Below are 23,926 nucleotides of genomic sequence, written 5' to 3'. Positions count from 1 at the left end.
AACGGAGAGACCGGTGCGCAAGGTCCGCAACTACCTGAACAACAGTGTCGCCCTGAGCCTAGCGTTGCTCGGCCTCTCGGGCCCCGCCGCTGCGCAAGCGGGCTATGCGCTGATGCCCATACACAACGGCGTCAACGCGCTGAAGCTGCGCGGCTACGACGCAATCGCGGTGCGTGCGTGGCGCGAGAACTTCAACGCGCACAGCTTCGATGTGGTCACCTTCTTTGTGCGCGATGGCGCGGCAGGCCGTGCGCAACCCTGGAGCCTCGTACCGGTATTCCGCCGCAGCGAGGGTGGCGGTAGCGGCGGTAGTGGCGAGCAGGAGCAACTGCACGTGACGACCGGCGGCGGCGCAGATTGCCTGCTCCACGACTTTCGGCTCTTGCTCGCGCAAGGCGGCAAGCCCGCCGTGCTCATCCTCGCCAACCGAGAAGCCGGCGCCAGTTACGCGGCTGATGCCAACGTGCGCTTCGACTACTACGTGCTGACCGAGAACGCCAACAGCACTCCGGGTTATCCGAAGCTCTCGTTCCGCTGGCAGAAGTCGCAGCCCGCACGCGCACAATACTGCGATGTGAACCGCGCCTTTGATCAGGAACTGCATCTGGGCACGTCCAGCGGCACCGCCAACGTGGCGGACGGGCCCTAACCCACGTAGCAGACCATCACCGAGAGCGCCATGTCCACCTACCCCGTCTCCGTCAAAGGCGTGCTGCGCGCGCCCACCGGTGAGGTCGTTTTGCTGCTCAATGAACGCGAAGCGTGGGAGTTGCCGGGCGGCCGTATCGAGTTGGGCGAATCGTCCACCGAATGCCTGGCCCGCGAGATTGCCGAAGAATTGAACCTGCGCGTGGAAGTCGGTGCGCCAATCGATACGTATCTGTTCGAGGTCGTGCCAGGCAAGCATGTGTTCATCGCCACGTACAACTGCACGTTGGTTGGCGCGTTTGCGCCGGTGGTGAGCCACGAGCACAAGCGGCTCGGGCTGTTTGCACCGGATGCACTGCCGATGAATCTGCCTGGCGGGTATCGCGCGTCGATTGCGGTGGCGTGCGGCGCGTCGGTCCAACCGGTTTAGCAGACATGGGCCGAGGCCGGTACTACAACTGGTGGCGGCGCGCCGGCGAGACCGCGGAAGCGCTCTTCTACGCCAACGGCTGGGCGGCGCACCTCGCACACGCACTGCGTCTTCAAGGACGGCTGCATGTTGATCACCGCGATGTGACTTTGCCCTTGAGTGCACCGCTGGCCGAGCCGCTCAGAGTGGCCTTCGCTTCGGACTTCCATGCGGGCCCCTTGACTGATCCACGTCTGCTGGATGCCATGCAGCAAGCGATCGCGGCGTTCGCACCGCACGTGATCCTGCTGGGCGGCGATTTCGTTTCGCTGCATCACAGACATGTCACTGGATTGGCCGCGCGTTTGCGTGAACTGCCGGCACCGGCCGGCAAGTTTGGGGTGTTCGGCAATCACGACCTTTGGGTAGATGACACGTTCATCCGCCTGCAACTGGAGGCGGCGGACGTGCGCATGCTCGTCAACGAAGCGGTGCGTCTGCCGCCGCCCTATGACGAGCTCTATGTATGTGGGCTCGATGAGCCGGGTGTTGGGCAACCCGACCCTGCCCGCACCTTCAGCGGCGCCGGTGCGCGCAGGCTGTTGCTGATGCATTCGCCGCTGGGCTTACGGCACGTACGTGCCTATCCGTTCGATCTTGCGTTCTGCGGCCACACCCACGGTGGGCAGATCGCGCGCCCGGATGGCCGTCCGATCGTACTGCCTTCGGGCTCCGGCGACCGGCGCTTTGCCAGCGGGTACTTTGAATTGGCGGAAGGCGGGCGGCTGGTGACCAGCCGCGGCATCGGCATGAGCGATCTGCCGATCCGGTTATTTTCACCGTCAGAGGTGCATCTCTACACCCTTCAGGCAGCAGGCTGAGAGCGAAAGAACGTATGGGCGATCAGTCCCCACCCCACCGCCAGCACGGTGGTTCGCCCTTCCACCAGCACACCAGCACGAGCAACAGGCTCAGCACCAGCGTATAGAGCACGAAGCTCACCGGCTCGGCATGCGGGCGCAGCACTACGATGCCCACCACCAGCAGAACGGCGTAGATGGCAAACACCACCCAGCCTTGCCAGCGCGAAGGCAACCCCCACCCCCAGCCGTAACGCTTGGCAGGGAACCAGTAGTCGTTGGAATCCGTGGGCATGGTTCCCTCAAGGCATAGCGTTCAGAGAACGGTCGCGTCTTCGCTGGAGGGCTTGGGCAGGTGTGCTTCGGCCTCGGCGTTGCGGCGCGCCGCGCGCTCCACTCCAATGTACTCGATGACAAACAGGGCAAGGATGGCCAGCAGGGCGCCCGCGCCGAGCAGCCAATGGCTCATCAGGTTCATGATCGGAAGACGCATGGCGTCTGCAGTCTGGGATACCTGCAGCGTACGGCTGTGCCCGTCAAAAAGTCGTAAAGAGGCGAGGGGGCCGCGCAAAATTCGCATCTATGGCGACGCGATGGATAGGCGAGCGCGGAAAGTTCTGCGCGACAAACGCCAACAGCCAGCCGGTCAATCACCGCTGGCGGAAGTCGTTTGCAACAGAACATGCGCGCGAAGGCGCATCGAAGCGGCGGAGAACGGCACTTAGGCCATCAACCGCATCTTGCGAGCTTCTGTATCGGGGGTTGGAGCGTTGGCCGGGTCCCGAAAGAGCTTTCGGGCGCGTGCAAGGCACGCTACGAACCAAGCTCGGCGAACTGGAAGTCGACTGACTTTACGCCGCCAACGGCAGCACCCAGTTGGTGCTACCGGAACAATCGCGCGATCTTAGTAGAGCTTTTTCGGCAGCATTTGCGAGCGCAGGCGTTTACGCGTGCGCGACACAGCAGCAGCCTTCTTGCGCTTGCGCTCGGTCGTCGGCTTTTCGTAAGCGGTGCGTGCGCGCAGTTCCTTGATCAGGCCGGTGCGCTCGATTTCACGGCGGAAGCGGCGCAGTGCGACTTCAACCGGTTCGTTTTCTTTCAGACGGACAGTGGTCATCGTATCCCTTACTCAGTATTCGGGTGGACGGCTAAACAGCGGATTATATACCGCCCAGAGGGCGTGCAGTGTAGTTGAATTGGTTTACCGATGCAAGCACCGGTTTTGCGTGTCCAATCAGGCACTTTTGCACCGTCCGCCGTCGCGTGGAGACGACGGCGGACGATACGTGCCGAAGGATCAGCGGACCGGCGTCATGTCCGGCGCGGCGGGTGCCAGGCCCGGCGCAGCCGTCGGTTGCGCTTGCTTGGCAGCCGCAATGGTGCTGCTTTCCTGCAGACCGCCGCCCAGCGCCGTGTACAGATCGATGGCGTTGGTCAGGCGGGCCAGGCGCGTCTGTACCAGGGTCTGATCAGCGCTGAACAGGTCACGTTGCGCATCGAGCACGTCGAGGAAGCTCGACACGCCGTTGCGGTAGCGCTGGTCAGACAGCGTCAGACGCTCGGCCGTGGCATCGCGGAAGCGCTTTTGCGCCGCCACCTGCTCTTCCAGCGTGCCGCGCGCCACGAGGGCGTCGGACACTTCCCGGAACGCGGTCTGGATGGTCTTCTCGTAGGTGGCGACGGCGATCTTCTGGTTGGCCTTGGTGGAGTCCAATTGGAAGACGCGCGTGCCCCAGTCGAAGATCGGCAGCGTGAGGTTCGGCACGAACGACCACAGCCCGGTGCCGGCCTTGAACAGGTCATGCAGCGCGCCGCTGGCCGTGCCCACGTTGGACGTCAACCCGATGCTCGGGAAGAACGCCGCACGCGCGATGCCGATGTTGGCATTGGCCGCGATCAGCTTCTGCTCGGCCTGGCGAATGTCCGGGCGTTGCTCCAGCAGCTCCGACGGCAGACCCGGCGGAATGTCGGCCACGATCTTCTCCGACGACACGGTGGTCGGCGGCGGCAAGTCAGCCGGCAGCGGCGCACCCACCAGCAGCACCAGGGCGTTGGTCGCCTGGGCGTACTGGCGCGTGAGCTGGGCGACCGACACACGCGCCGATTCCACCAGCGTTTCGGTCTGGCGCAGGTCCAGCGCCGACGAGGCACCCACGTCAAAGCGCTGCTTGGCGAGCTTGTAGTAATCCTCGCGGCCCTTCAGGGTCTGCTGGGCCAGCTCAAGCTGCTCGGCATAGGCGCGCTCGTTCAGGTACGCCTTGGCCACCTGCGAGATCAGGCTGATCTGCGCGGCGCGCTGGCCCTCTGCGGTCGCCAGATAGCTGGCGCGCGCGGAGCGCGTCACGTCGCCCACGCTGAACAGGTTGACCTGGTAGTTGCTGATGCCCACACCAAGCTGATACTGCTTGGTGATGATGTCCTGCCCGGTCTGCGAGATCGACTGCGGCGTCAGGCTGCGCGTGTACGTGGCAGATGCGTTGACCGGCGGCAGCAGTTCAGCGACTTGCAGACGGTACTGCGCGCGCGCCGCCTCAATATTGAGCACGGCGATGCGCAGGTCGCGGTTGTTCTCCAGCGACAGGCCGATCAGCTTCTGCAGACGCGGATCGGGGAAGAACTCGCGCCAGCCGAGATCGGTGGCGCGCGGGGCGTTCTCGCCCGGCTTGGCGCTGTCAGCCGGCACGGCATAGCCGGCCGGTGCCTGCGGATACGTGCTCGTTACCGGAGCATCCGGGCGCTCATAGGTCGGCGCCAGCGAGCAGCCGGACAACACACCTGCAGCCAGCAGAAGCGCCGGCAGCAGCGCGGGGGCGCGGGTTGCCAATGAGGCCAAAGAGAAGGTCATCGTTTTCTGCATGTTCAGATTTCCTCGTCCAACGGACGGTGCGCGGCATCCAGGCGGCGTTGACGCTCGCTGCCCTTGAAGATGCGGCGGACCACCACGAAGAACACGGGCACCAGCACCACGGCCAGCACCGTCGCGGTAATCATCCCGCCCATCACGCCGGTACCGATGGCGCGCTGGCTGGCGGAGCTGGCACCCGTGGCAATCGCCAGCGGCACCACGCCCAGGATGAAGGCGAACGACGTCATGATGATCGGGCGGAACCGCAGGTGCACCGCTTCCAGCGTGGCCTCGATCAGGCCCTTGCCTTGCGCCTGCAAGTCCTTCGCAAACTCGATGATCAGAATCGCGTTCTTGGCGGACAAGCCCACCACCGCAATCAGGCCGACCTTGAAGTACACGTCATCCGGCATGGCGCGCAGCGTCACGCCCAGCAGTGCGCCGAGCACGCCCAGCGGCACCACCAGAATCACCGCCGCCGGAATCGACCAGCTTTCGTACAACGCAGCCAGCACCAGGAACACCGCCAGCAGCGACAGCGCATACAGCGCCGGCGCTTGCGAGCCGGAGGCCTTTTCCTGCAGCGACTGGCCCGTCCACTCGTAACCGATACCCGCCGGCAGCTTACCGGCCAGGCGTTCCATCTCGGCCATGGCATCACCCGAGCTGGCACCCGGCGCGGCCGCACCCGACAGGCGAACCGCCGGATAGCCGTTGTAGCGCACGAGCTGCACCGGGCCGACGATCCAATGGCCCTTCGCGAACGTCGACATCGGCACCATGTTGCCCTGCCCGTTGCGTACGTACAGGTTCATGATGTCTTCGGGCTGCATGCGGTTGATCTTGTCCGCTTGCACGATCACACGCTGCTGACGACCGTAGTTCGGGAAGTCGTTGGCGTACGCCGAGCCCAGCGCCGTCGACAGCACGGCGTTGATATCGGTGAAGGACACGCCCAGCGCATTGGCCTTCTCGCGGTCGATATCGACCTGGTACTGCGGCGAGTCTTCCAGACCTTCCGGTCGCATACCCGTGATGACCTTGCTTTGCGCCGCCATCCCCATCAGTTGATTGCGGGCGGCGATCAAGGCGTCATGCCCCAGACCCGCGCGGTCTTGCAGACGGAACGTGAAGCCCGTTGCGTTACCCAGTTCCGGAATCGGCGGCGGGTTCAGCGGGAACACGATCGCATCGCGAATACCACCGAACAGCGCACCGAAGGCACGGCCGGCCACCGCATCGGCGGTTTGATCCTTGCCCTTGCGCTCGCTCCAGTCCTTGAACGGGGTGAACACGATACCGGCGTTCGGCCCGTTGCCCGAGAAGCTGAAACCCTGCACGGCCACGATGTTCTCGACCGCCTTTTCCTGCTTGTAGTAGTTCTCGACCTGCTTGATCACTTCCAACGTGCGGTTGGCCGATGCGCCCGGCGGCAACTGGATGTTGGTCACGATGTAACCCTGGTCTTCAGTCGGCAGGAACGAAGACGGCAGGCGCAGGAACAGGAGCACCACCGCTGCGATCAGCGCAACATAGATGACCATGTAGCGGAAGGTCTTCTTCAGCATGCGCTCCACGAAGCTTTGGTAGCGGTTCGTGGTGCTCGAGAACATGCGGTTGAACCAGCCGTAGAAGCCTTTCTTCTCGTGGTGCGAACCCTTCTCGATCGGCTTGAGCAGCGTCGAGCACAGTGCCGGCGTGAGCGTCAGTGCCATGAGTGCCGAGAAGAAGATCGACGACACCATCGACAGCGAGAACTGGCGATAGATCGCGCCCACCGAGCCCGAGAAGAACGCCATCGGGATGAACACGGCCATCAGCACCAGCGTAATCCCGATGATGGCGCCGGTGATCTGGCCCATGGCCTTGCGGGTGGCTTCGCGCGGGGGTAGGCCTTCTTCGGCCATGATCCGCTCGACGTTTTCCACGACCACAATCGCATCGTCAACCAGGATACCGATCGCCAGCACCAGGCCGAACATGGTCAGCACGTTGATCGAGAAGCCCAACGCGTTCATCACGGCAAACGCGCCCAGCAGCGAGATCGGCACCACGATCGACGGCACCAGCGTGTAGCGAATGTTCTGCAGGAACAGCAGCATCACCAGGAACACCAGCACCATGGCCTCGAACAGCGTCTTGACCACTTCTTCGATCGAGATCTGGACGAACTTCGAGGTGTCGTACGGCACCTTGTATTCCACGCCGGCCGGGAAGTACTTCGACAGCTCTTCCAGCTTGGCCTTCACGGCCTTGGCGGTGCCCAGCGCGTTACCGGTGGGCGAGAGCTGCACACCAATGGCCGAGATCGGCTGGCCGTTGATGCGGGCCGACGTCGAGTAGGTCTGGCCACCCAGCTCCAGGCGCGCCACATCCTTCACGCGAACCAGCGAGCCGTCGGGCTTGGACACCAGCACGATGTTGCCGAACTGCTCGGTGGTCGTGAGCTGGCCTTCCACCACGACCGTGGCCGCGAGCGGCTGGTCGGAAACGGACGGCAGATCGCCGATCGTACCGGCCGAGACCAGCGAGTTCTGTGCGCGGATGGCGTTGTAGACGTCGGTTGGGGTCAGCTTGTAGCCGACCAGCTTGGCCGGATCGATCCAGACGCGCATCGCGCGTTCCGTACCGAACAGAACCGCCTGGCCCACACCCGGCACGCGCTTGATTTCATTGAGCACGTTGCGCGAGATGTAGTCACCCAGCGCCACCGGGTCCATCTTGCCGTCGGTCGACGCCAGCGTGGCGAACAGCAGGAAGTTGGCGCGGGCCTTGTCGACCTGCACGCCCTGCTGCGTCACCTGTGAGGGCAGACGCGCTTCCACGCGCTTCAGACGGTTCTGCACGTCCACCTGCGCCAGCGCCGGATCGGTACCGGCCTTGAACGTCACGGTAATGGTGGCCTGGCCGTTACCGCCCTGGCTGACCGACTCCATATAGAGCAGGCCGTCCGCACCGTTCATTTCCTGCTCGATGATGCTGGTGACGGATTCGTCCAGCGTCTTCGCATTGGCGCCCGGATACGTTGCCGTGATGATGATGGACGGCGGCGCGATGGTCGGGTACTGCGAGATCGGCAGCTGGGTGATCGAGATCGCCCCAGCCAGGATGATGAACAGCGCGAGCACCCAGGCAAAGACCGGGCGATCGATGAAAAACTTTGCCATGCGATGGCTCCTTGTTTACTGCTTGGCTGCCGGTGCGCTGGCAGCGGGGGCGCTTGCTGCTGGGGCGCTGGCAGCAGGTGCTGCACCCTGACCTGGCTTGGCTTGGCCCTGACCTTGGCCCGGCGCTGCGCCCGGTTGCCACGGCACAGCCTTCACCGGCGCGCCTGGGCGAACCTTCTGCAGGCCGTCGACGATGACCTTGTCACCCGCCTTCAGTCCGCTGGAGACGATCCACTCCGTACCAGTTGAACGGTCCGCCTGAACCTGACGCACCGCCACCTTGCCATCGGCGTCTACGATCATGACCGAGGCACCATCCGGGCTGCGCGTCACGGCCTGTTGCGGCACCGTGATGGCCTGCTCGTCCACCGCCTGCTCCAGACGGGCGCGCACGTACATGCCTGGCAACAGCGTGCGGTCGGCGTTCGGAACAATCGCGCGCAGCGTGATCGTGCCGGTGGCCGGGTCCACCGTCAGGTCAGAGAAGTACAGCTTGCCGGGCTGCGCATAGGCGCGGCCGTCTTCCGTCACCAGCGTGACCTTGGCGGCATCACCGCCAGCCTTGGCCAGCTTGCCGGCCTTGAGCGCTTCCTGCAGGCGCATCACCTCAGTGCTCGACTGCGTGAAGGTCAGGTAGATCGGGTCGATCTGCTGCACGGTGGTCAGCAGCGTGGCTTCACCCTGGCCAACCAGTGCGCCTTCAGTGATCTGTGCCAGACCGGCGCGGCCGGCGATCGGCGAAGTGACGCTGGCGTAACCGAGATTCAGCTTGGCGGTTTCCACGGCAGCGCGCGCGGCAGCTACGTCAGCGGTGGCCTGCTTGGCAGCGGCCGTCGCATCGTCGTAATCCTGCTTGCTGATGGCGTTGGTGGCGACCAGCGGCTTGTAGCGCTCGGCCTTCAGTTGCGCCTGCGTTTGCGTGGCTTCGGAGCGTGCCAGTTGCGCCTTGGCGCTGTCGAGCGAGGCCTGGTACTGCGCCGGGTCGATCTGGAACAGCTGCTGGCCAGCCTTTACGTCACTGCCTTCAGCGTACGAACGCTTGAGCACGATGCCCGCGACCCGCGCGCGCACCTGGGCCACACGCGTGGCTTCCAGGCGACCCGGCAATTCGCTGGTCAGACCGACAGCGTGCGGCTGCACAGTCACAACGCCGACTTCGGCCGGAGGCATGCCGGCGCCGCCCGGCCCTTGTGCCTGCTTGTTGCCGCAGGCTGCAAGCGCCACCACCATGAATGCGGCGGCAGCGAGTTGGTGATAACGGCGGGTGTTCGTCATAGATGACCCCATGTGGCGATAAGCGGAATGCCGGGCGCCGCGCCGCCGCGCAAACGAGTGCGAGTGCGGTATCGGCAAACCGTCAGCGAAACCAAAAAATACAATTGAAACGCACGATCCTAGCCGCATCCGATGGCATGCGATACGGCGTTTGCGACGAAGTCGCAACAAAACGGACTCAACGACACGAGAACGAGCGCGATTTGCTGCAGTGCTTCCCCCAGTCACAAGACGCTCGGGCTGTAGAACAGACCAAGTTGATCTGGCGAATGTTGCGATGTGCAACAGGCGAAGTGCGCGCTATTATAGATACGTTCACGCATGTATGTAAGCAGGATCCTTGGGCGAAGCAGGGCCATTGTTGCAACTTTGGCTAAATTCGTTGCAATGGCGGAACGGCGCGGGATCGCGGCAAGGTGCGATCCATCAAGGTCTGCATCGCCTGAAGCACTGGGCGCAGTGTTGCGCAGTATGAAATAATGCGTTGCCAAAGATTGTGCGGCGCACAAAAGCGAATCGAAAGAACGCTGGCAGGGTGAGCCAGCGTTCCTCTGGAAGATCATGGTCAGACGAACCAAGGAAGAAGCACTGGAAACACGCAACCGCATCCTGGATGCGGCAGAAGACGTGTTTTATGCACGTGGCGTGGCACGCACGTCGCTATCGGATATCGCACAGGCCGCAGGCGTGACGCGCGGCGCCATCTACTGGCATTTCCGCAACAAGGCGGACGTGTTCGCCGCCATGTGCGAGCGTGTGAAGCTGCCGATGGAAACCATGTGCACGCCACTGGGGGTGGAAGCCGACGACCCACTGGGTGAACTGCGCACAGTGGGCAACTTTCTGCTACGCCAACTGGTGGAAGACGCGCACTGGCGCAAAGTCTTCGAGATCATGTTCAACAAGTGCGAGTTCGTGGAAGACACGAGCCCCATCCTCAAGCGCCAGCAGGAATCGTTTGAGGAAGGCATGACGCACCTGACCAGCATCATCGAACAGGCAACGCGGCGCGGGCAGTTGCCGACTGACCTGGACATTCCCCTGGCGGTGTCGCATTTCCATGCCACGTTCAACGGCATCATGGGCGACTTCCTGTTCTATCCGGATGCCTCCTCCCTCGCCAGCAAACGCGAGCGCCTCATGGACGCCTGCATCGACACCCTGAAGTATTCGCCCGCGCTGCGCCTGCCGCAGCCGGGTACTGGCTCCGCCCGTACCGAGGCCTCCGCATGAGCACGCCCACCTTCGATCAGATGGTGTTTGCCGGCGGTGGCAACCGCTGCTGGTGGCAAGCCGGATGGTGGGATGTCGTGCAGCCCGAACTGGGCCTGGCGCCACGTGTGATCACCGGCATCTCGGCCGGCGCATCGACGGCCTGCATGCTGCACGCCTGGAATTCCGCCGAGCTGATGGACTACTACGGCGAGACCCTACGCCACAACAAGCGCAACGCCCACTGGGGCAACCTGCTGCGCGGCGAGCGCGTGTTCCCGCACTACGGCATGTACCGCACGGCGCTGCTGACGGTGTTTGGCGAGGGCCGCTTCGCGCGGCTGGCGCAGGCGCCCGAGATCCGCATCGGCGTGGCGCATATCCCACGCTGGATGGGCGCGCGCACGGCCGTGGCGGCGGGGCTGATCGCGTACAACATCGAAAAGCACGTCCGTAAGACGCTGCACCCGACATTGGGCCGGCGCCTGGGCTTCACGCCCGAATTCGTGCGCGCGCAGGATTGCGCCTCGCCCGAAGAGCTGGCCGACCTGTTGCTGCAATCCGCATCGACCCCGCCGTTCACGCCGGTCCTGCGGCGCGCGGGGCGGCCGGTGCTCGACGGCGGCATGGTCGACAACGTGCCGGTGCACGCGCTGGACCCGACCCCGGGCGATGCACTGGTGCTGGTGACGCGCCTGTACCCGCGCCCAACGTTCTTCCGCATGGATGTGCCGGTGGCCGGCGGCGTGCAGCGCCGCTTTTACGTGCAGCCCTCGCGCAAGGTGCCGATCTCGAGCTGGGACTACACCCGCCCGGGCGCCATGCGCGACGCCTATGCGCTCGGCCGTCATGACGGCGAAACCTTCCTGCGCGAACTTCCACGCGGGTTCGCCGAACCGGTGGCTGCGTAGCCATCGTCATCCGGCAAGCGGCGGTCGCGCCGTTTGCTGCACACGGTGCGCCCGCCGGCGTGCCGCCATGGCCGTCCGGCCGATGCCACCTTGATGGACAGACGGACACCGCCATGCCCGCAAAATCCGCAGCCTCCTTTGATTTGATCGTGATCGGCGCCGGCTCGGCCGGGCTGGCGGCCGCGCGCCGTGCAGCGCAGTTGGGCGCGCGCACCCTGATCATCGACCGCGCACAGGTGGGCGGCACCTGCGTCAATCGCGGCTGCGTGCCCAAGAAACTGCTCGGTTACGGTGCGGCCTGGTCACAGACGATTGCGCGTTGCCTGCGCGCGACGCATGCCGCCGACGCCTGGGGCCAGGCCATCGCCCGCACCCGCGCCGAGGTGGCGCGCCTGAACGAGGTCTATCACTCACACCTGCTGGACGCAGGGGTGCAGTGGCTGACCGGCATGGCGTCGCTGCGCGGGCGCGGCATCGTCCGGTTGCACGGCGAGACCGGCAAGACCACGCTGCGCGCGCGGCAGGTGGTGCTGGCCACCGGCGCACACCCTGTTCCGCTACCGGTGCCCGGCGCCGAACTCGCTTGCAGCTCCGACGACGTTTTCGGCTGGGACACACTGCCCGCCTCGCTCATCATCGTGGGCGGTGGTGTGGTGGCGGTGGAGTTGGCATCGATGCTGGCGCGCTTTGGCGTGCGCGTGACGCTGCTGGTGCGCGAGGCACGCGTGCTGTCCGAATTTGATGTCGCCGTGTCGGAGGCCTCCGCGCAGGCGTTAGCCCACTGCGGCGTCGACCTTGTACCAAACGCCGACGTCGTGCGCGTGGAGCGCGATGCGGTCAATGGCGATGGCGTGGCCGTCTACGTGAGCGACGACACGTCCAGTGACATCCCACGCGTGCTGCGTGCCCAGCGCGTACTGGCCGCCATCGGTCGCGCACCAACTACGGCGGGGCTGGGGCTGGACGCGGCAGGTGTCTCGCTCGATGCGCGCGGCGGTATCGCCGTGGACCGCCACTTCCGTACCCGCGCGCGCGGCGTGCATGCCGTGGGCGATGTCAGCAGCGCGCAGCAGCTCACGCCCGTGGCCACCGCACAGGGGCAGTACGTGGCGGAGCGTCTGTTCGGCAAGGGCCTGAAGGGGATGCTGCGACTGCCCGACATGAATGCGGTGCCGACGGCAGTGTTCTGCGACCCGGCCATCGCCACCGTGGGCTTGACCGAAGCTGACGCACGCACGCGCTGGCCAGACCGTGCAGACACCGACAAACGCGCCACCGCCGACCGCATCGACGTCGTGGTCCGCCGCTTCGTTTCACTCGAACAGCGCTTTGCCGGCACCGGCATGGAATCGCTGATCAAGCTGGTGTGCAACGCGCGCAGCGGGCGTGTGCTTGGCGCCCACATCGTCGACAACGCCGCGCCCGAGATCATCCAGGCGCTGGCGGTGGCGGTGCGCATGGGGGTGCGGCTCAAGCATCTGCGCACCACGGTGGGCCTGCACCCGACGGTGGCGGAAGAACTGCTGAGCCTCTAATCCCATTGGCAACAACAGGCTGTTGCGCGTAACACCGTACCGGGGGCCGTTTTTCAGACGATTCCCAAGCGACTTCTTAAATTCATGTTGAAAAGATGTCGTTCTGCTTGGTTAGGGTGCACCGCAACATCGGCATCCTTATATTTGCCGATTGACTGATCAGGCAAGCTGCCTCGGCCATTGGCTTACGCGGTACTACATGCGGGTGATACGGCTGCACTGCCGGCACACATGCCGCCCGACGCTGTGCCGCCCCCTCATCGCCCTCACGCCTGACCAACGCCACCGCCAACTCTTGGCGGGGCGCTCCATCAACCCACGATTTGTTAGCCGAGGACGCGTCATGCGTAACCGTTCCCTGTTGTGTTCCCGTCGCCTGGTGGCTGCTGCCGCGCTGGTGACCGTGCTTGCCGCCTGCGGCAAAGACAAACCCGTGCCACATGCTGCGGGCCCTGTTGAAGTGGGCGTCGTCACCGTCGCCGCGCAAAACCTGCCGGTGGCCGTTGAGCTGCCCGGACGCGTGAACCCCGTGCGCGTAGCGCAGGTGCGCGCACGTGCTGCAGGCATCGTGCTCAAGAAGCAGTTCGTGGAAGGCAGCGAGGTCAAGGCTGGCCAATCGTTGTTTCAGATCGACCCGGCCCCGCTGCAAGCGACACTAGATAGCGCCCGCGCCGCCGCTGCCAAGGCCCAGGCCACGCTGGCGCAAGCCGCCTTGCAAGAGGCACGCTATCGCGATCTGGTGCCCATCAACGCGGTCAGCAAGCAGGACTACGACAACGCCGTCATCGCCGTGAAGCAGAGCGAGGCAGACTTGGCCTCAGCCCGCGCAGCAGTACGCACGGCCGAGCTGAACCTCGGCTACACCAAAGTCAACTCGCCCATCGATGGCCGCATCGGTGCCGCACAGGTGACGGAAGGCGCGCTGGTCGGGCAGGGCGATGCCACGCTCATGGCGACCGTCACGCAGCTCGACCCGATCTACGTGGATGTGACGCAGGCCAGCACGCAAATCCTGGCGCTGCGCCGCGCCATGCAGGCCGGCCAGTTGCAAGGCGTGGACGGCAAGGCAGCCCAGGTGCACCTGGTGCTGGATGACGGCACGGTGTACCCGCTGCCGGGCACGTTCAAGTTCTCCGACATCACGGTGGACCAGACCACCGGGTCGGTCAGCCTGCGCGCGGAATTCCCGAACCCCAACAAGGACCTGCTGCCCGGCATGTTCGTGCGCGCGCGCCTGGACCAGGCCACGCAGCAGAACGCGCTGACGGTGCCGCAGGCCGCGCTCTCGCGCGATGCCGCAGGCAACGCCACGGTGATGATCGTCAACGCGCAGAACAAGGTGGAAGCACGCCCCGTGAAAACCACCACGGCCGTCGGCTCGGTATGGGTGATCGAAAGCGGCCTGACCGCCGGCGACAAGGTCATCGTGAACGGCTTGCAAAAGGTCAAGCCGGGTGCGGATGTGACGACCGTGGCAGCCGATGCTCCCGCCACGCAACCAGCAACCCCGGATGCGGCCTCCGCACCGGCGGCGCAGGTTGCGGCCAAATAAGCGAGGGCATTCAACATGGCACGCTTCTTTATTGACCGCCCGATCTTTGCGTGGGTGGTCGCCATCGTCATCATGCTGGCGGGGGCTTTGTCCATCACCAGCCTGCCGGTGTCGCAGTATCCGACCATCGCGCTGCCGTCGGTGGTGATCAACGCCACCTACCCGGGTGCGAGCGCCAAGACGGTGGAGGACACCGTCACGCAGGTGATCGAGCAGCAGATGAACGGCATCGACAACCTGCAATACATGGCGTCGACGTCGGACTCCGCCGGCAACGTGCAGATCACGCTGACGTTTACATCGGCGGCGGACCCGAACATCGCGCAGGTGCAGGTGCAGAACAAGCTGCAGCTGGCCACGCCGCTGCTGCCGCAGGTGGTGCAGCAGTTGGGCATCAGCGTGGCCAAGGCCAACGCGAGCTTCCTGATGGTGCTGGGGGTGGTCTCCACCGATGGCTCGATGGACAAGAGCGCACTGGGCGACTACATCAACTCGACGATGAAGGATCCGATCAGCCGCCTGCCCGGCGTCGGTACCGTCACCGTGTTCGGTGCGCCGTATGCCATGCGCCTGTGGCTGGACCCGAACAAGCTCACGAGCTATCAGCTCACCACCAATGATGTGGCCAACGCCGTGCAGGCGCAAAACGCCGACGTGTCGGCTGGCCAGTTGGGCGGCGCACCCGCAGTGTCCGGCCAGCAGTTGAACGCCACCATCACCGCACAGACGCGCCTGCAAACCGCCGAGCAGTTCCGCAACGTGCTGCTCAAGGTCAACCCGGATGGCTCGAAAGTGCTGCTGGGCGATGTGGCCCGCGTGGAGCTGGGCGGCCAGGATTACTCGATCCTCTCGCGCTACAACGGCAAACCGGCGGCCGGTATCGGCATCCAGTTGGCCACCGGCGCCAACGCGCTGGCCACCGCCCAGGTGGTGCGCGACGAGGTGAAGACGCTGTCGCAATACTTCCCGAAGGGCCTGGAAGTCGTCACGCCGTATGACACCACGCCGGTGGTCAAGCAGTCGATCGAGGACGTGATCAAGACACTGGCCGAAGCCATCGTGCTGGTGTTCTGCGTGATGTACCTGTTCCTGCAGAATTTCCGCGCCACACTCATCCCGACCATTGCCGTGCCGGTGGTGCTGCTGGGTACGTTTGGCGTGCTGGCGGCGGCGGGCTTCTCCATCAACACGCTCACCATGTTTGGCATGGTGCTGGCGATCGGCCTGCTGGTGGACGATGCCATCGTGGTGGTCGAAAACGTCGAGCGCGTGATGAGCGAAGAGGGCCTGCCGCCCAAGGAAGCCACGCGCAAATCGATGGGGCAGATCACGGGCGCGCTGGTCGGCATTGCCCTGGTGCTCTCGGCCGTGTTCATTCCGATGGCGTTCTTCTCGGGCTCGACCGGGGCGATCTATCGTCAGTTCTCGATCACCATCGTCTCGGCCATGGTGCTGTCGGTGCTGGTGGCGATGATCCTCACGCCTGCGCTATGCGCGACGCTGCTCAAGCCGGTCGACAAAGACCACGAAGCGAAGAAATTCGCGTTGTTCCGCTGGTTCAACCGCACACTCGACAACGGCACACATCGCTACACCTCAGGTGTGCAACGCCTGCTCAAGAAGCCGGTGCGCATGATGCTGGTGTATGCCGCCATTGTGGGCGTGCTGGCAGTGCTGTTCATGCGCCTGCCCTCGGCCTTCCTGCCGGACGAAGACCAGGGCGTGATGTTTGCGCAGATCCAATTGCCGACCGGCGCCACGCAAGAACAGACCATCGAGGTGCTCAAGCAAGTCGAGCACTACCTGCTGACCGACGAGAAGGAGAACGTCGCCTCGGTCTTCACCGTAGCAGGCTTCAGCTTTGCCGGGCGCGGCGCCAACATGGGCGTGGCCTTTGTGATGATGAAGGACTGGAGCCAGCGCAAACGCGCCGACCAGAAGGTCCAGGCGGTGGCCAACCGTGCCATGGGCGCTTTCTCGCACATCAAGGGTGCACTGGCCTACGCCTTCGTCCCGCCGGCGGTGATGGAGCTGGGCAACGCCAGCGGCTTTGACTTGCAGCTCAAAGACCAGGCCGGTCTTGGCCATGAAAAGTTGACCGAAGCGCGCAACACCGCGCAAACGGCACTGGCCGCCTCCAAGCTGCAAGCCGCACAGGCCGAGCATGCGTTGGTGGTGTTGATCGGCCAGCCGCTGCCAGCGGAGTTGCCCACCGGCGGTGGCCTCGATGCACAACGCCTGCTGACCGACCTGCCCGCCGGCTTGCCGAGCGACCTGCTGGAGCGTCGCCCCGACATCCTCCAGGCCGAGCACACGCTCAAGGCCGCCAATGCCGACATCGGCGCGGCGCGTGCGGCGTTCTTCCCGCGCATCACGCTCACCGGCAGCTACGGCACCGCCAGCGCTGCGTTCTCAGACCTGTTCAAGGGCGGCCAGGGCGCCTGGAGCTTCGGCCCGTCGATCAGCCTGCCGATCTTTGCGGGCGGCGCCAACCTGGCCAACCTGCGCGTGTCGGAAGCCAACAAGAAGATCGCCGTGGCGCAGTACGAAAAGGCCATTCAGACCGCGTTCCAAGAGGTATCGGACGCGCTGTCAGGGCGCGCCCTGCTCGACGAGCAACTGACTGCACAGCAGGCATTGGTGCAGTCCGAAGGCAAACGCTTCCTCCTGTCGGAGGCGCGCGCCCAACGTGGCGTGGACAGCGCACTGACGCTGCTCGACGCCGAGCGCTCGCTGTTCAACGCGCAGCAGAGCCTGATCACGTTGCGCGTGTCGCGGCTGAACAATCTGGTGACGCTGTACAAGGCCCTGGGCGGCGGGTGGACCGAGCAATCGGCCGCCGCGGCACCGTCGCCGGAGACCACTCCGGCAAGCTGACGCGCCTGTCCTCCGATTCCATTGCCCGCTTCGGCGGGCTTTTTTGCGCACATCTTCTTCAGTTTTCCTGACCCCCACCGCCAAATCCATGCACGTTACCCGCGTAGGGGAGGCGCAAAATGGTGGCCACATTCTTCAGGAAATTTGACATGCTTCCCGTGCTCTATCTGTCTCATGGGTCGCCGATGCTGGCGGCCGATCCGGGCCCTGTCGGCCAATCCCTCGCTGCGCTTGGGCAAGAGATGACCGCGCTCAGCCCACGCGCCATCGTGGTCGTTTCGCCGCATTGGATGACGCGCCGCCCGGCCGTCACCGCGCGTGCACAGCAGGAGGCCTGGCACGACTTTGGCGGCTTTCCGCCGCAGCTCTACGCGCTGGAATATGCGCCGCCGGGCGCACCCGATCTGGCCGAACGCATCCGCGCGCTGATCGACGGCAACGTCGTCCCCGGATTGGAGGAGCAAGCCTCCACCGTGCTCGACCCGCGCCAGCCGCTGGACCATGGCGCCTGGGTGCCGCTGATGCTGATGTTCCCCGAGGCGAAGATCCCCGTGGTGCAGGTGTCGCTCATGCCTGGCCTGTCGCCCGCCTGCCAGATGGCGATGGGGCGCACGCTCGCGCCGCTGCGCGACGAGGGCGTGCTGATCATCGGCTCGGGCAGCTTCACACACAACCTACGCGCACTGATGCGCGGCCCCGGCACGGCACAGCATGGCGTGCCGGTCGAGCCGTGGGTGGATGCGTTCCGCGAATGGATGATGGAGGCCATGACCGAAGGCATCCGCAGTGGTGATTTCACCACCTTCTGCGACTACCGCGCGCAAGCCCCGCAAGCCGCCCACGCCCACCCGACCGACGAGCACCTGATGCCGCTGTATGTGGCACTCGGCGCGGCAATGGGCCAACCGGCGCAGGCCACGGCCGGCGGCGTGCAGGCCCAGCACGTGGTCGACACCGTCACCTACGGCTCGCTGGCAATGGACAGCTTCCGCTTTGACGGCGCAGGCGCCAATCAGCCGCAGCTTCGCGCCGCGGCTTGATCGGTCTAAACGATGGTTGGCGTCAGGCGCGAATGAGCGCGGGTGCCAGCGCTGTCGGGTTAACGACGCTGTCGACGTTGCCCTGCAGCACATCGAGGATGTTCTGGAACGCGACGCGGAAGTACATCTCGTAGCTGTCGCGTTCCACATAGCCGATGTGCGGCGTGCAGATGCAGTTCTCCATGCGCAGCAGGGTGTGGCCCTGCAGGATGGGTTCCGTTTCAAACACGTCGATGGCGGCCATACCCGGGCGCCCGCGGTTGAGCGCGGTCACCAGGCCGTTTTCTTCCACCAGTTCAGCGCGGCTGGTGTTGACGAAGAGGGCGGTCGGCTTCATGCGCGTGAGGTCGGCCACCGTCACAATGCCGCGCGTCTCGTCGTTCAAGCGCAGGTGGACGGACAACACGTCGGACTGCTCGAACAGCGCCTCCTTCGATTCCGCCACGCCAAAGCCGTCGGCGCGGGCGCGCTCCTGCGAGCCTTCGCGCCCCCACACCAGCACGTTCATGCCAAAGGCACGGCCATAACCCGCCACAAGCTGGCCGATCTTGCCGTAACCAAAAATACCGAGCGTCTGGCCCTTCAGCACACGGCCGATGCCGAAGTTGGGCGGCATCGTGGTCGACTTCAGCCCCGACTGCTGCCACGCGCCGTGCTTGAGGCTCGCCACATATTGCGGAATGCGCCGCTGCGCGGCCATCACCAGCGCCCAGGTCAGCTCGGCCGGCGCTACCGGCGAGCCCTTGCCCTCCAGCACGACCACGCCCTTGTCGGTACAGGCATCCAGGTCGATATGGCTGCCGGCATCGCGCGATACGCGGCCGGTCTGGCTGATGATCTTGAGTTTGGGCAGGCGATCGAGCAACTGACGCGTCACGCGCGTGCGCTCCCGGATCAGCACGATGGCTTCCACATCCGCCACGCGTGCGGCCAATTGCCCCACGCCTTTGACGGTGTTGTTGAACACTTTGACTTCGTGGTCCTGCATCAGGCTGAAGCAATCCAGCTTGCGGACAGCGTCTTGGTAGTCGTCCAGTACGGCAATCTTCATCGACATCTCACTTCGAACAATGGTGCGCAGCAAAAAACAGCGATCCCTCGCGGTGGTATTCTTCCCATCCCTCGTCGCACAACAATCCGTTGCGACGTTTGGAATTGCCCGCCGCGGGCACGCAATTTGCGCCGCCTCGCTGGTGACGAGTCCTTGTTCTAGGGTCTGTTGACCTCGGTCCCGCCACTTTAGCGCACGCGGCCCCCGCTGCCCGGAAAAACCCACGTTCCGTCAGCGCACCGCTTTGTAACTGAATGTGAAATCAGCACGGCTCCTGTCCCTCCGCCTGCGTTGCCCCTCCCTCTGGAAGTCGCTGATCCGGCCCGTTCACGATGCGCCGTCGATCGCTTTCCATGCCGCCGCCTGGCGCGCTGCCCCTGGTTGCCGTGCTGATCTGCCACCGCTTTCTTTTTCACTTCCATTGGAGTTTTGGTCATGAATCAACCCGCGATGCAGGGCGTGCCCGCATTGAACGTGCCCGATTACGTGAAACACCCGCGCCTGGTCGCATGGGTGGGCGAAATCGCTGCACTCACCAAGCCGGAGCGCATTGTCTGGTGCGATGGCTCGCAAGAAGAGTACGACCGCCTGTGCGCGGAGATGGTCGCCGCGGGCACCATGAAGCAGCTCAACCCGGCCAAGCGCAAGAACTCGTACCTGGCGCTGTCGGACCCGTCGGACGTGGCGCGTGTGGAAGACCGCACTTTCATCTGCTCGCAAAAGAAGGAAGACGCCGGCCCCACCAACAACTGGACGGCCCCGGCCGAGATGCGCCAGACGCTGAGCGGCCTGTTTGACGGCAGCATGCGCGGCCGCACGCTGTATGTGGTGCCGTTCTCGATGGGCCCGCTGGGTTCGCCGATCGCGCACATTGGCGTGGAACTGTCGGACAGCCCGTACGTGGCCGTCAACATGCGCATCATGACGCGCATGGGCCGCGCGGTGTACGACGTGCTGGGCACCGACGGCGAGTTCGTGCCTTGCGTGCACACCGTCGGCAAGCCGCTCGCCGCCGGCGAGAAAGACGTGCCGTGGCCGTGCAACCCGACCAAGTACATCGTCCACTTCCCGGAAACGCGTGAGATCTGGTCGTTCGGCTCCGGCTACGGCGGCAACGCGCTGCTGGGCAAGAAGTGCTTCGCACTGCGTATCGCCTCCACCATGGGCCGCGACCAGGGCTGGCTGGCCGAGCACATGCTGATCCTGGGCGTGACCTCGCCCGAGGGCAAGACGTATCACGTGGCCGCCGCTTTCCCGTCGGCCTGCGGCAAGACCAACTTTGCGATGCTGATTCCGCCGGCCGGCTTCAACGGCTGGAAGGTGACCACCATCGGCGACGACATCGCCTGGATCAAGCCGCGCCAAGACGCGGACGGCCAGACCCGCCTGTACGCCATCAACCCGGAATCGGGCTTCTTTGGCGTGGCACCGGGCACGGGCGAGAAGACCAACCCCAACGCGATGGCGACGCTCAAGGAGAACGTCATCTTCACCAACGTGGCGCTGACGGACGACGGCGACGTGTGGTGGGAAGGCATGACCGATGCCGTGCCCGCACACCTGACCGACTGGCAGGGCCAAAGCTGGACGCCGGAGATTGGCAAGGAAACCGGCCGCAAGGCCGCGCACCCGAACGCACGTTTCACGGCACCGGCCTCGCAGTGCCCGTCGATCGATCCGGAATGGGACAACCCGGCCGGCGTACCCATTGATGCGTTCATCTTTGGCGGGCGCCGCTCGACCACCGTGCCGCTCGTCACCGAAGCGCGCGACTGGATCGAAGGCGTGTACATGGCCGCCACGATGGGCTCGGAAACCACCGCTGCGGCCGCTGGCCAGCAGGGCGTGGTGCGCCGCGACCCGTTCGCCATGTTGCCGTTCTGCGGCTACAACATGGCCGACTACTTCGCACACTGGCTCAAGCTGGGTGACCAGCTCGCCAAGAGCGGCGCCACGCTGCCGAAGATCTTCTGCGTGAACTGGTTCCGCAAGGACGAGAACGGCAAGTTCGTGTGGCCGGGCTTTGGCGAGAACATGCGCGTGCTGAAGTGGATGATCGACCGCATGGAAGACCAGGTGCAGGGCGATGAGCACGTCTTTGGCGTGTCGCCGCGCTACGAAGAGCTGAGCTGGGACGGCCTGGACTTCACGGCCGAGCAGTTTGCCAAGGTGATCTCGCTGGACGCCACCGCCTGGAAGCAGGAGCTGGCGCTGCACGACGAGCTGTTTACGCAGTTGGCGAACCACCTGCCGCAGGCACTGCCCGAAGCGAAGGCGCGCCTGGAGAGTCGCCTGCAAGGCTGACGCTCACCCGCGCCCCACAGGAAGCCCGCCTCGCGCGGGCTTTTTTTCGCCCACAGCCGGCACTTGCTCAAGCAACAAGCAGTAATCCTAAAGGTTTAAATTAGGCGATTTACCCCCTTCAATAAAACAGATCACTTGAATTAAATTTAATTGAATCCCGTTGTAAAAAATACCGTCAAGCACAGGTGATTGCACAATATGCCGGTGGAAACATAATCACCGTGCATTTATGCGAACAGCAAATCATTGCCAGCATGATGCGCCCCAAAACCCTTGCCAGACATAGCTTTATGAAGATCGCATGTCAATCATTGGCGTACGAAATGTACCGCCCCTAAAAAATTACCGACTTTTAAAATTGGCGCGTGACGAATTCCCACGACATTCTTATAATCCAGCAAAACGGGATTTCTCTTCCATGAGCCGGAGGGGGTATCCACACAAGAGGAATCGGGAAAGGAAGGCTGGCCAATGCCATGTGCCGATGGGGGATATGCCCCATCTTCCCGGCGCCCGGGGGGGCGCCGGCTCGGTTTTCGCGTTGACGATGCCGCACCTTGTGCAAACGATTGCATAGTGCGGCGCGCCACGAGAAGGCCGGGGGGCTGATCGACCAATCCCAAACCACCCTGGATACACCAGGAGGCTCCGCCACCGATCGTCAACGGGATGGCAACACACGACGATCGTCCTGCAGGTCCGCAAGGTCCGGCAGATGGCGCCCGAGAGGCATGACCTGCAGGCAGACGCGCAATGCCGGCACGGAATCCATAACAACGCGCACCGCAGACAGCAGAGCGCAGCCGCAGGGCTGCTCGCCGGAGTGTGTCGGCTGGTTAGACGGGAGGTTTTACAAGTGGGTACTCAAATCGTGCTGGTCGAACAGGACCAGGCAGAGGGCGAACGTTTGTCATTTTCCCTGCGCGACGGCGGACATCATGTCCTGCGTGTCGACAGCCCAGTGCAAGCGCAAACCGCAATCCAGGCGTCCACGCCGGATTTGCTCGTGATGGAGTGGGCATGGCCCGAGCGTGAGTCGATCGACATGCTTCTGGCGCTGCGTGCCAGTACGCAAACGCGCGGCCTGCCTGTCATCGTGTTGTCGCGTCATGGCGACGCGCGCGCCAAGATCGCGGCACTCGACGCCGGCGCAGACGACTACGTCGTCAAGCCCTGCGACACGGGCGAGTTGCATGCGCGCATCCGCGCCGTGCTCCGCCGACGCGCACCGCAGCAAGGCGACGAGATCCTGCAGGTCAACGGCCTGCGCCTCGACCCGCTGACCCTGGGCGTGACTGCGCAAGTCGAAACCGGCCCGCGCGCCATCGCACTCAGCCCGCTGGAATTCCGCCTGCTGCATTTCCTGGTCGCGCATCCGCAGCGCGTGCACTCGCGCACGCAACTGCTTGACCGCGTGTGGGGCAACCATGTCTTCGTGGGGGAACGTACCGTCGACGTGCACGTGCGCAAGCTGCGCGTGGCGCTGGCTGGCACACCCTGCGACGGCCTGATCCAGACCGTGCGTGGTGGTGGTTACCGCCTGGTGGTGGGCGGTGGTGCGGCCCAGGCGGCCGAACCGATTGGTGATCGCCTGAACGTGGCCGCCTCACGCAAGCCCGAGCCGATCGTTGAGACCCCGTTTGCACGCACGCCGCTGCGTCCCACAGCGATGCAGATGACGGCCTGACGCAAGCCACAAACGCATCAAACAAAACGGCGCCCAAGAGCGCCGTTTTCTTATCAACGTGGGGAGAGCACGCATGAAATTGTGGTTGAGTAGCGCCTTGCTGACCGGGTTGGCCGTCTGTGCCTACGCGCAGGAAGTGACACCAGGGCAATGGGAAGACAAGACCAGCTACACCGTCAACGGCAAGCCGCTGGCGATTCCGGATGAACACGGCCGCCAGGTCTCCGTGCATACCAGCACCGGCTGCCTAGCGAGCAAGGATGCCGGCGATGTCCGCGCAACAATGGAGCGCAACATGGCCCGCGACATGCCCGGCTGCCGCCTGACGCAATGGAACTATGTTGCGGGCACGCTCAAGGTGAAGGTCAACTGCGATGCCGGCGCGCAAGGTGGCACGGGCACACTGGAAGGCAGCGGCCCGCTGAGCGCCAACCGCTACGACATTTCGGGGACGGGGCGCTCGCAGCATCCGCAGTTCGGGCCGATGACCATCGGTTTCCGTTACCAGGGGCGCTACGTGGGGGCGTGCAAATCGTAAGCCAGCGCGCCAACA

Annotated in this window: 19 protein-coding genes; 12 read left to right on the top strand and 7 right to left on the bottom strand. The window is 64.6% G+C overall.

Features of this window, described 5'->3' with window-relative positions; all coding sequences use genetic code 11:
• Positions 1 to 13: 13 nt before the first annotated feature.
• Genes F7R11_RS02740 through F7R11_RS02730 form a run of 3 tightly spaced genes read left to right on the top strand, consistent with a single transcriptional unit; the run spans position 14 to position 1,938 of the window.
• Positions 14 to 649 carry a hypothetical protein gene (locus tag F7R11_RS02740; RefSeq protein WP_064806074.1) on the top strand — a complete coding sequence of 212 codons (636 nt, stop codon included), beginning with the start codon at positions 14 to 16 and terminating at the stop codon, positions 647 to 649.
• Between the two features lie 30 nt (positions 650 to 679).
• A complete protein-coding gene (locus tag F7R11_RS02735) occupies positions 680 to 1,078 on the top strand; it encodes an NUDIX hydrolase (protein WP_064806072.1) in 399 nt (132 codons plus the stop codon).
• Positions 1,051 to 1,938 (top strand): metallophosphoesterase, encoded by an 888-nt coding sequence (locus F7R11_RS02730; protein ID WP_249042857.1) that lies wholly within the window; start codon positions 1,051 to 1,053, stop codon positions 1,936 to 1,938. The genes F7R11_RS02735 and F7R11_RS02730 overlap by 28 nt, the downstream gene beginning before the upstream one ends.
• Before the next feature lie 22 nt (positions 1,939 to 1,960).
• On the opposite strand, the gene F7R11_RS02725 is transcribed toward F7R11_RS02730, so the two are convergent.
• The 6 genes from F7R11_RS02725 to F7R11_RS02705 form a co-directional block, all read right to left on the bottom strand.
• Positions 1,961 to 2,212, bottom strand: a complete 252-nt coding sequence (locus F7R11_RS02725; protein WP_064806068.1) for a hypothetical protein — start codon at positions 2,210 to 2,212, stop codon at positions 1,961 to 1,963.
• Between the two features lie 21 nt (positions 2,213 to 2,233).
• The gene (locus F7R11_RS26980; protein ID WP_021196897.1) at positions 2,234 to 2,410 is read right to left on the bottom strand and encodes a hypothetical protein; all 177 of its coding nucleotides are present in this window, start codon (positions 2,408 to 2,410) and stop codon (positions 2,234 to 2,236) included.
• A 411-nt stretch (positions 2,411 to 2,821) separates the two neighbouring features.
• A complete protein-coding gene (gene rpsU / locus F7R11_RS02720) occupies positions 2,822 to 3,034 on the bottom strand; it encodes a 30S ribosomal protein S21 (RefSeq protein WP_021196898.1) in 213 nt (70 codons plus the stop codon).
• Between the two features lie 180 nt (positions 3,035 to 3,214).
• Positions 3,215 to 4,774 (bottom strand): efflux transporter outer membrane subunit, encoded by a 1,560-nt coding sequence (locus tag F7R11_RS02715; protein WP_064806066.1) that lies wholly within the window; start codon positions 4,772 to 4,774, stop codon positions 3,215 to 3,217.
• A 2-nt stretch (positions 4,775 to 4,776) separates the two neighbouring features.
• Positions 4,777 to 7,929, bottom strand: a complete 3,153-nt coding sequence (locus F7R11_RS02710; RefSeq protein WP_021196900.1) for an efflux RND transporter permease subunit — start codon at positions 7,927 to 7,929, stop codon at positions 4,777 to 4,779.
• Positions 7,930 to 7,944: 15 nt separating this feature from the next.
• Positions 7,945 to 9,204 (bottom strand): efflux RND transporter periplasmic adaptor subunit, encoded by a 1,260-nt coding sequence (locus tag F7R11_RS02705; RefSeq protein WP_064806064.1) that lies wholly within the window; start codon positions 9,202 to 9,204, stop codon positions 7,945 to 7,947.
• A 561-nt stretch (positions 9,205 to 9,765) separates the two neighbouring features.
• Here F7R11_RS02705 and F7R11_RS02700 point away from each other — a divergent pair.
• The 6 genes from F7R11_RS02700 to F7R11_RS02675 all read left to right on the top strand — a co-directional run bounded on the left by F7R11_RS02700 (position 9,766) and on the right by F7R11_RS02675 (position 18,331).
• Positions 9,766 to 10,437: a TetR family transcriptional regulator gene (locus tag F7R11_RS02700; protein ID WP_064806061.1), complete on the top strand. Its 672-nt coding sequence runs from the start codon at positions 9,766 to 9,768 to the stop codon at positions 10,435 to 10,437.
• Positions 10,434 to 11,327, top strand: a complete 894-nt coding sequence (locus tag F7R11_RS02695) for a patatin-like phospholipase family protein (RefSeq protein WP_021196903.1) — start codon at positions 10,434 to 10,436, stop codon at positions 11,325 to 11,327. The genes F7R11_RS02700 and F7R11_RS02695 overlap by 4 nt, the downstream gene beginning before the upstream one ends.
• Before the next feature lie 113 nt (positions 11,328 to 11,440).
• Positions 11,441 to 12,862 (top strand): dihydrolipoyl dehydrogenase family protein, encoded by a 1,422-nt coding sequence (locus F7R11_RS02690; protein ID WP_064806059.1) that lies wholly within the window; start codon positions 11,441 to 11,443, stop codon positions 12,860 to 12,862.
• A 343-nt stretch (positions 12,863 to 13,205) separates the two neighbouring features.
• On the top strand, positions 13,206 to 14,414 hold the full coding sequence (locus F7R11_RS02685) for an efflux RND transporter periplasmic adaptor subunit (RefSeq protein ID WP_064806057.1): 1,209 nt from the start codon (positions 13,206 to 13,208) through the stop codon (positions 14,412 to 14,414).
• A 15-nt stretch (positions 14,415 to 14,429) separates the two neighbouring features.
• Positions 14,430 to 17,291, top strand: coding sequence for an efflux RND transporter permease subunit (locus tag F7R11_RS02680; protein WP_082932865.1), 2,862 nt, complete (start codon positions 14,430 to 14,432; stop codon positions 17,289 to 17,291).
• A gap of 149 nt (positions 17,292 to 17,440) precedes the next feature.
• The gene (locus F7R11_RS02675; protein ID WP_064806054.1) at positions 17,441 to 18,331 is read left to right on the top strand and encodes a DODA-type extradiol aromatic ring-opening family dioxygenase; all 891 of its coding nucleotides are present in this window, start codon (positions 17,441 to 17,443) and stop codon (positions 18,329 to 18,331) included.
• Between the two features lie 22 nt (positions 18,332 to 18,353).
• Here F7R11_RS02675 and F7R11_RS02670 read toward each other — a convergent pair whose 3' ends face one another.
• The gene (locus F7R11_RS02670; RefSeq protein WP_064806052.1) at positions 18,354 to 19,382 is read right to left on the bottom strand and encodes a D-2-hydroxyacid dehydrogenase family protein; all 1,029 of its coding nucleotides are present in this window, start codon (positions 19,380 to 19,382) and stop codon (positions 18,354 to 18,356) included.
• 435 nt (positions 19,383 to 19,817) lie between these two features.
• On the opposite strand from F7R11_RS02670, the gene F7R11_RS02660 reads away from it, so the two are divergent.
• The 3 genes from F7R11_RS02660 (at position 19,818) to F7R11_RS02650 (ending at position 23,911) form a co-directional block, all read left to right on the top strand.
• Positions 19,818 to 21,686: a phosphoenolpyruvate carboxykinase (GTP) gene (locus tag F7R11_RS02660; RefSeq protein ID WP_064806050.1), complete on the top strand. Its 1,869-nt coding sequence runs from the start codon at positions 19,818 to 19,820 to the stop codon at positions 21,684 to 21,686.
• Between the two features lie 856 nt (positions 21,687 to 22,542).
• The gene (locus F7R11_RS02655; RefSeq protein ID WP_082932864.1) at positions 22,543 to 23,373 is read left to right on the top strand and encodes a winged helix-turn-helix domain-containing protein; all 831 of its coding nucleotides are present in this window, start codon (positions 22,543 to 22,545) and stop codon (positions 23,371 to 23,373) included.
• A 73-nt stretch (positions 23,374 to 23,446) separates the two neighbouring features.
• Positions 23,447 to 23,911, top strand: a complete 465-nt coding sequence (locus F7R11_RS02650; protein WP_064806047.1) for a DUF3617 domain-containing protein — start codon at positions 23,447 to 23,449, stop codon at positions 23,909 to 23,911.
• The last annotated feature ends 15 nt before the right edge of the window (positions 23,912 to 23,926 follow it).

It is taken from the genome of Ralstonia insidiosa (genome assembly GCF_008801405.1).
Classification (GTDB): Bacteria; Pseudomonadota; Gammaproteobacteria; order Burkholderiales; family Burkholderiaceae; genus Ralstonia; species Ralstonia insidiosa.
The sequence above is the reverse complement of the archived record's forward strand: the minus strand, read 5'-3'. Positions and strand labels throughout refer to the sequence as shown.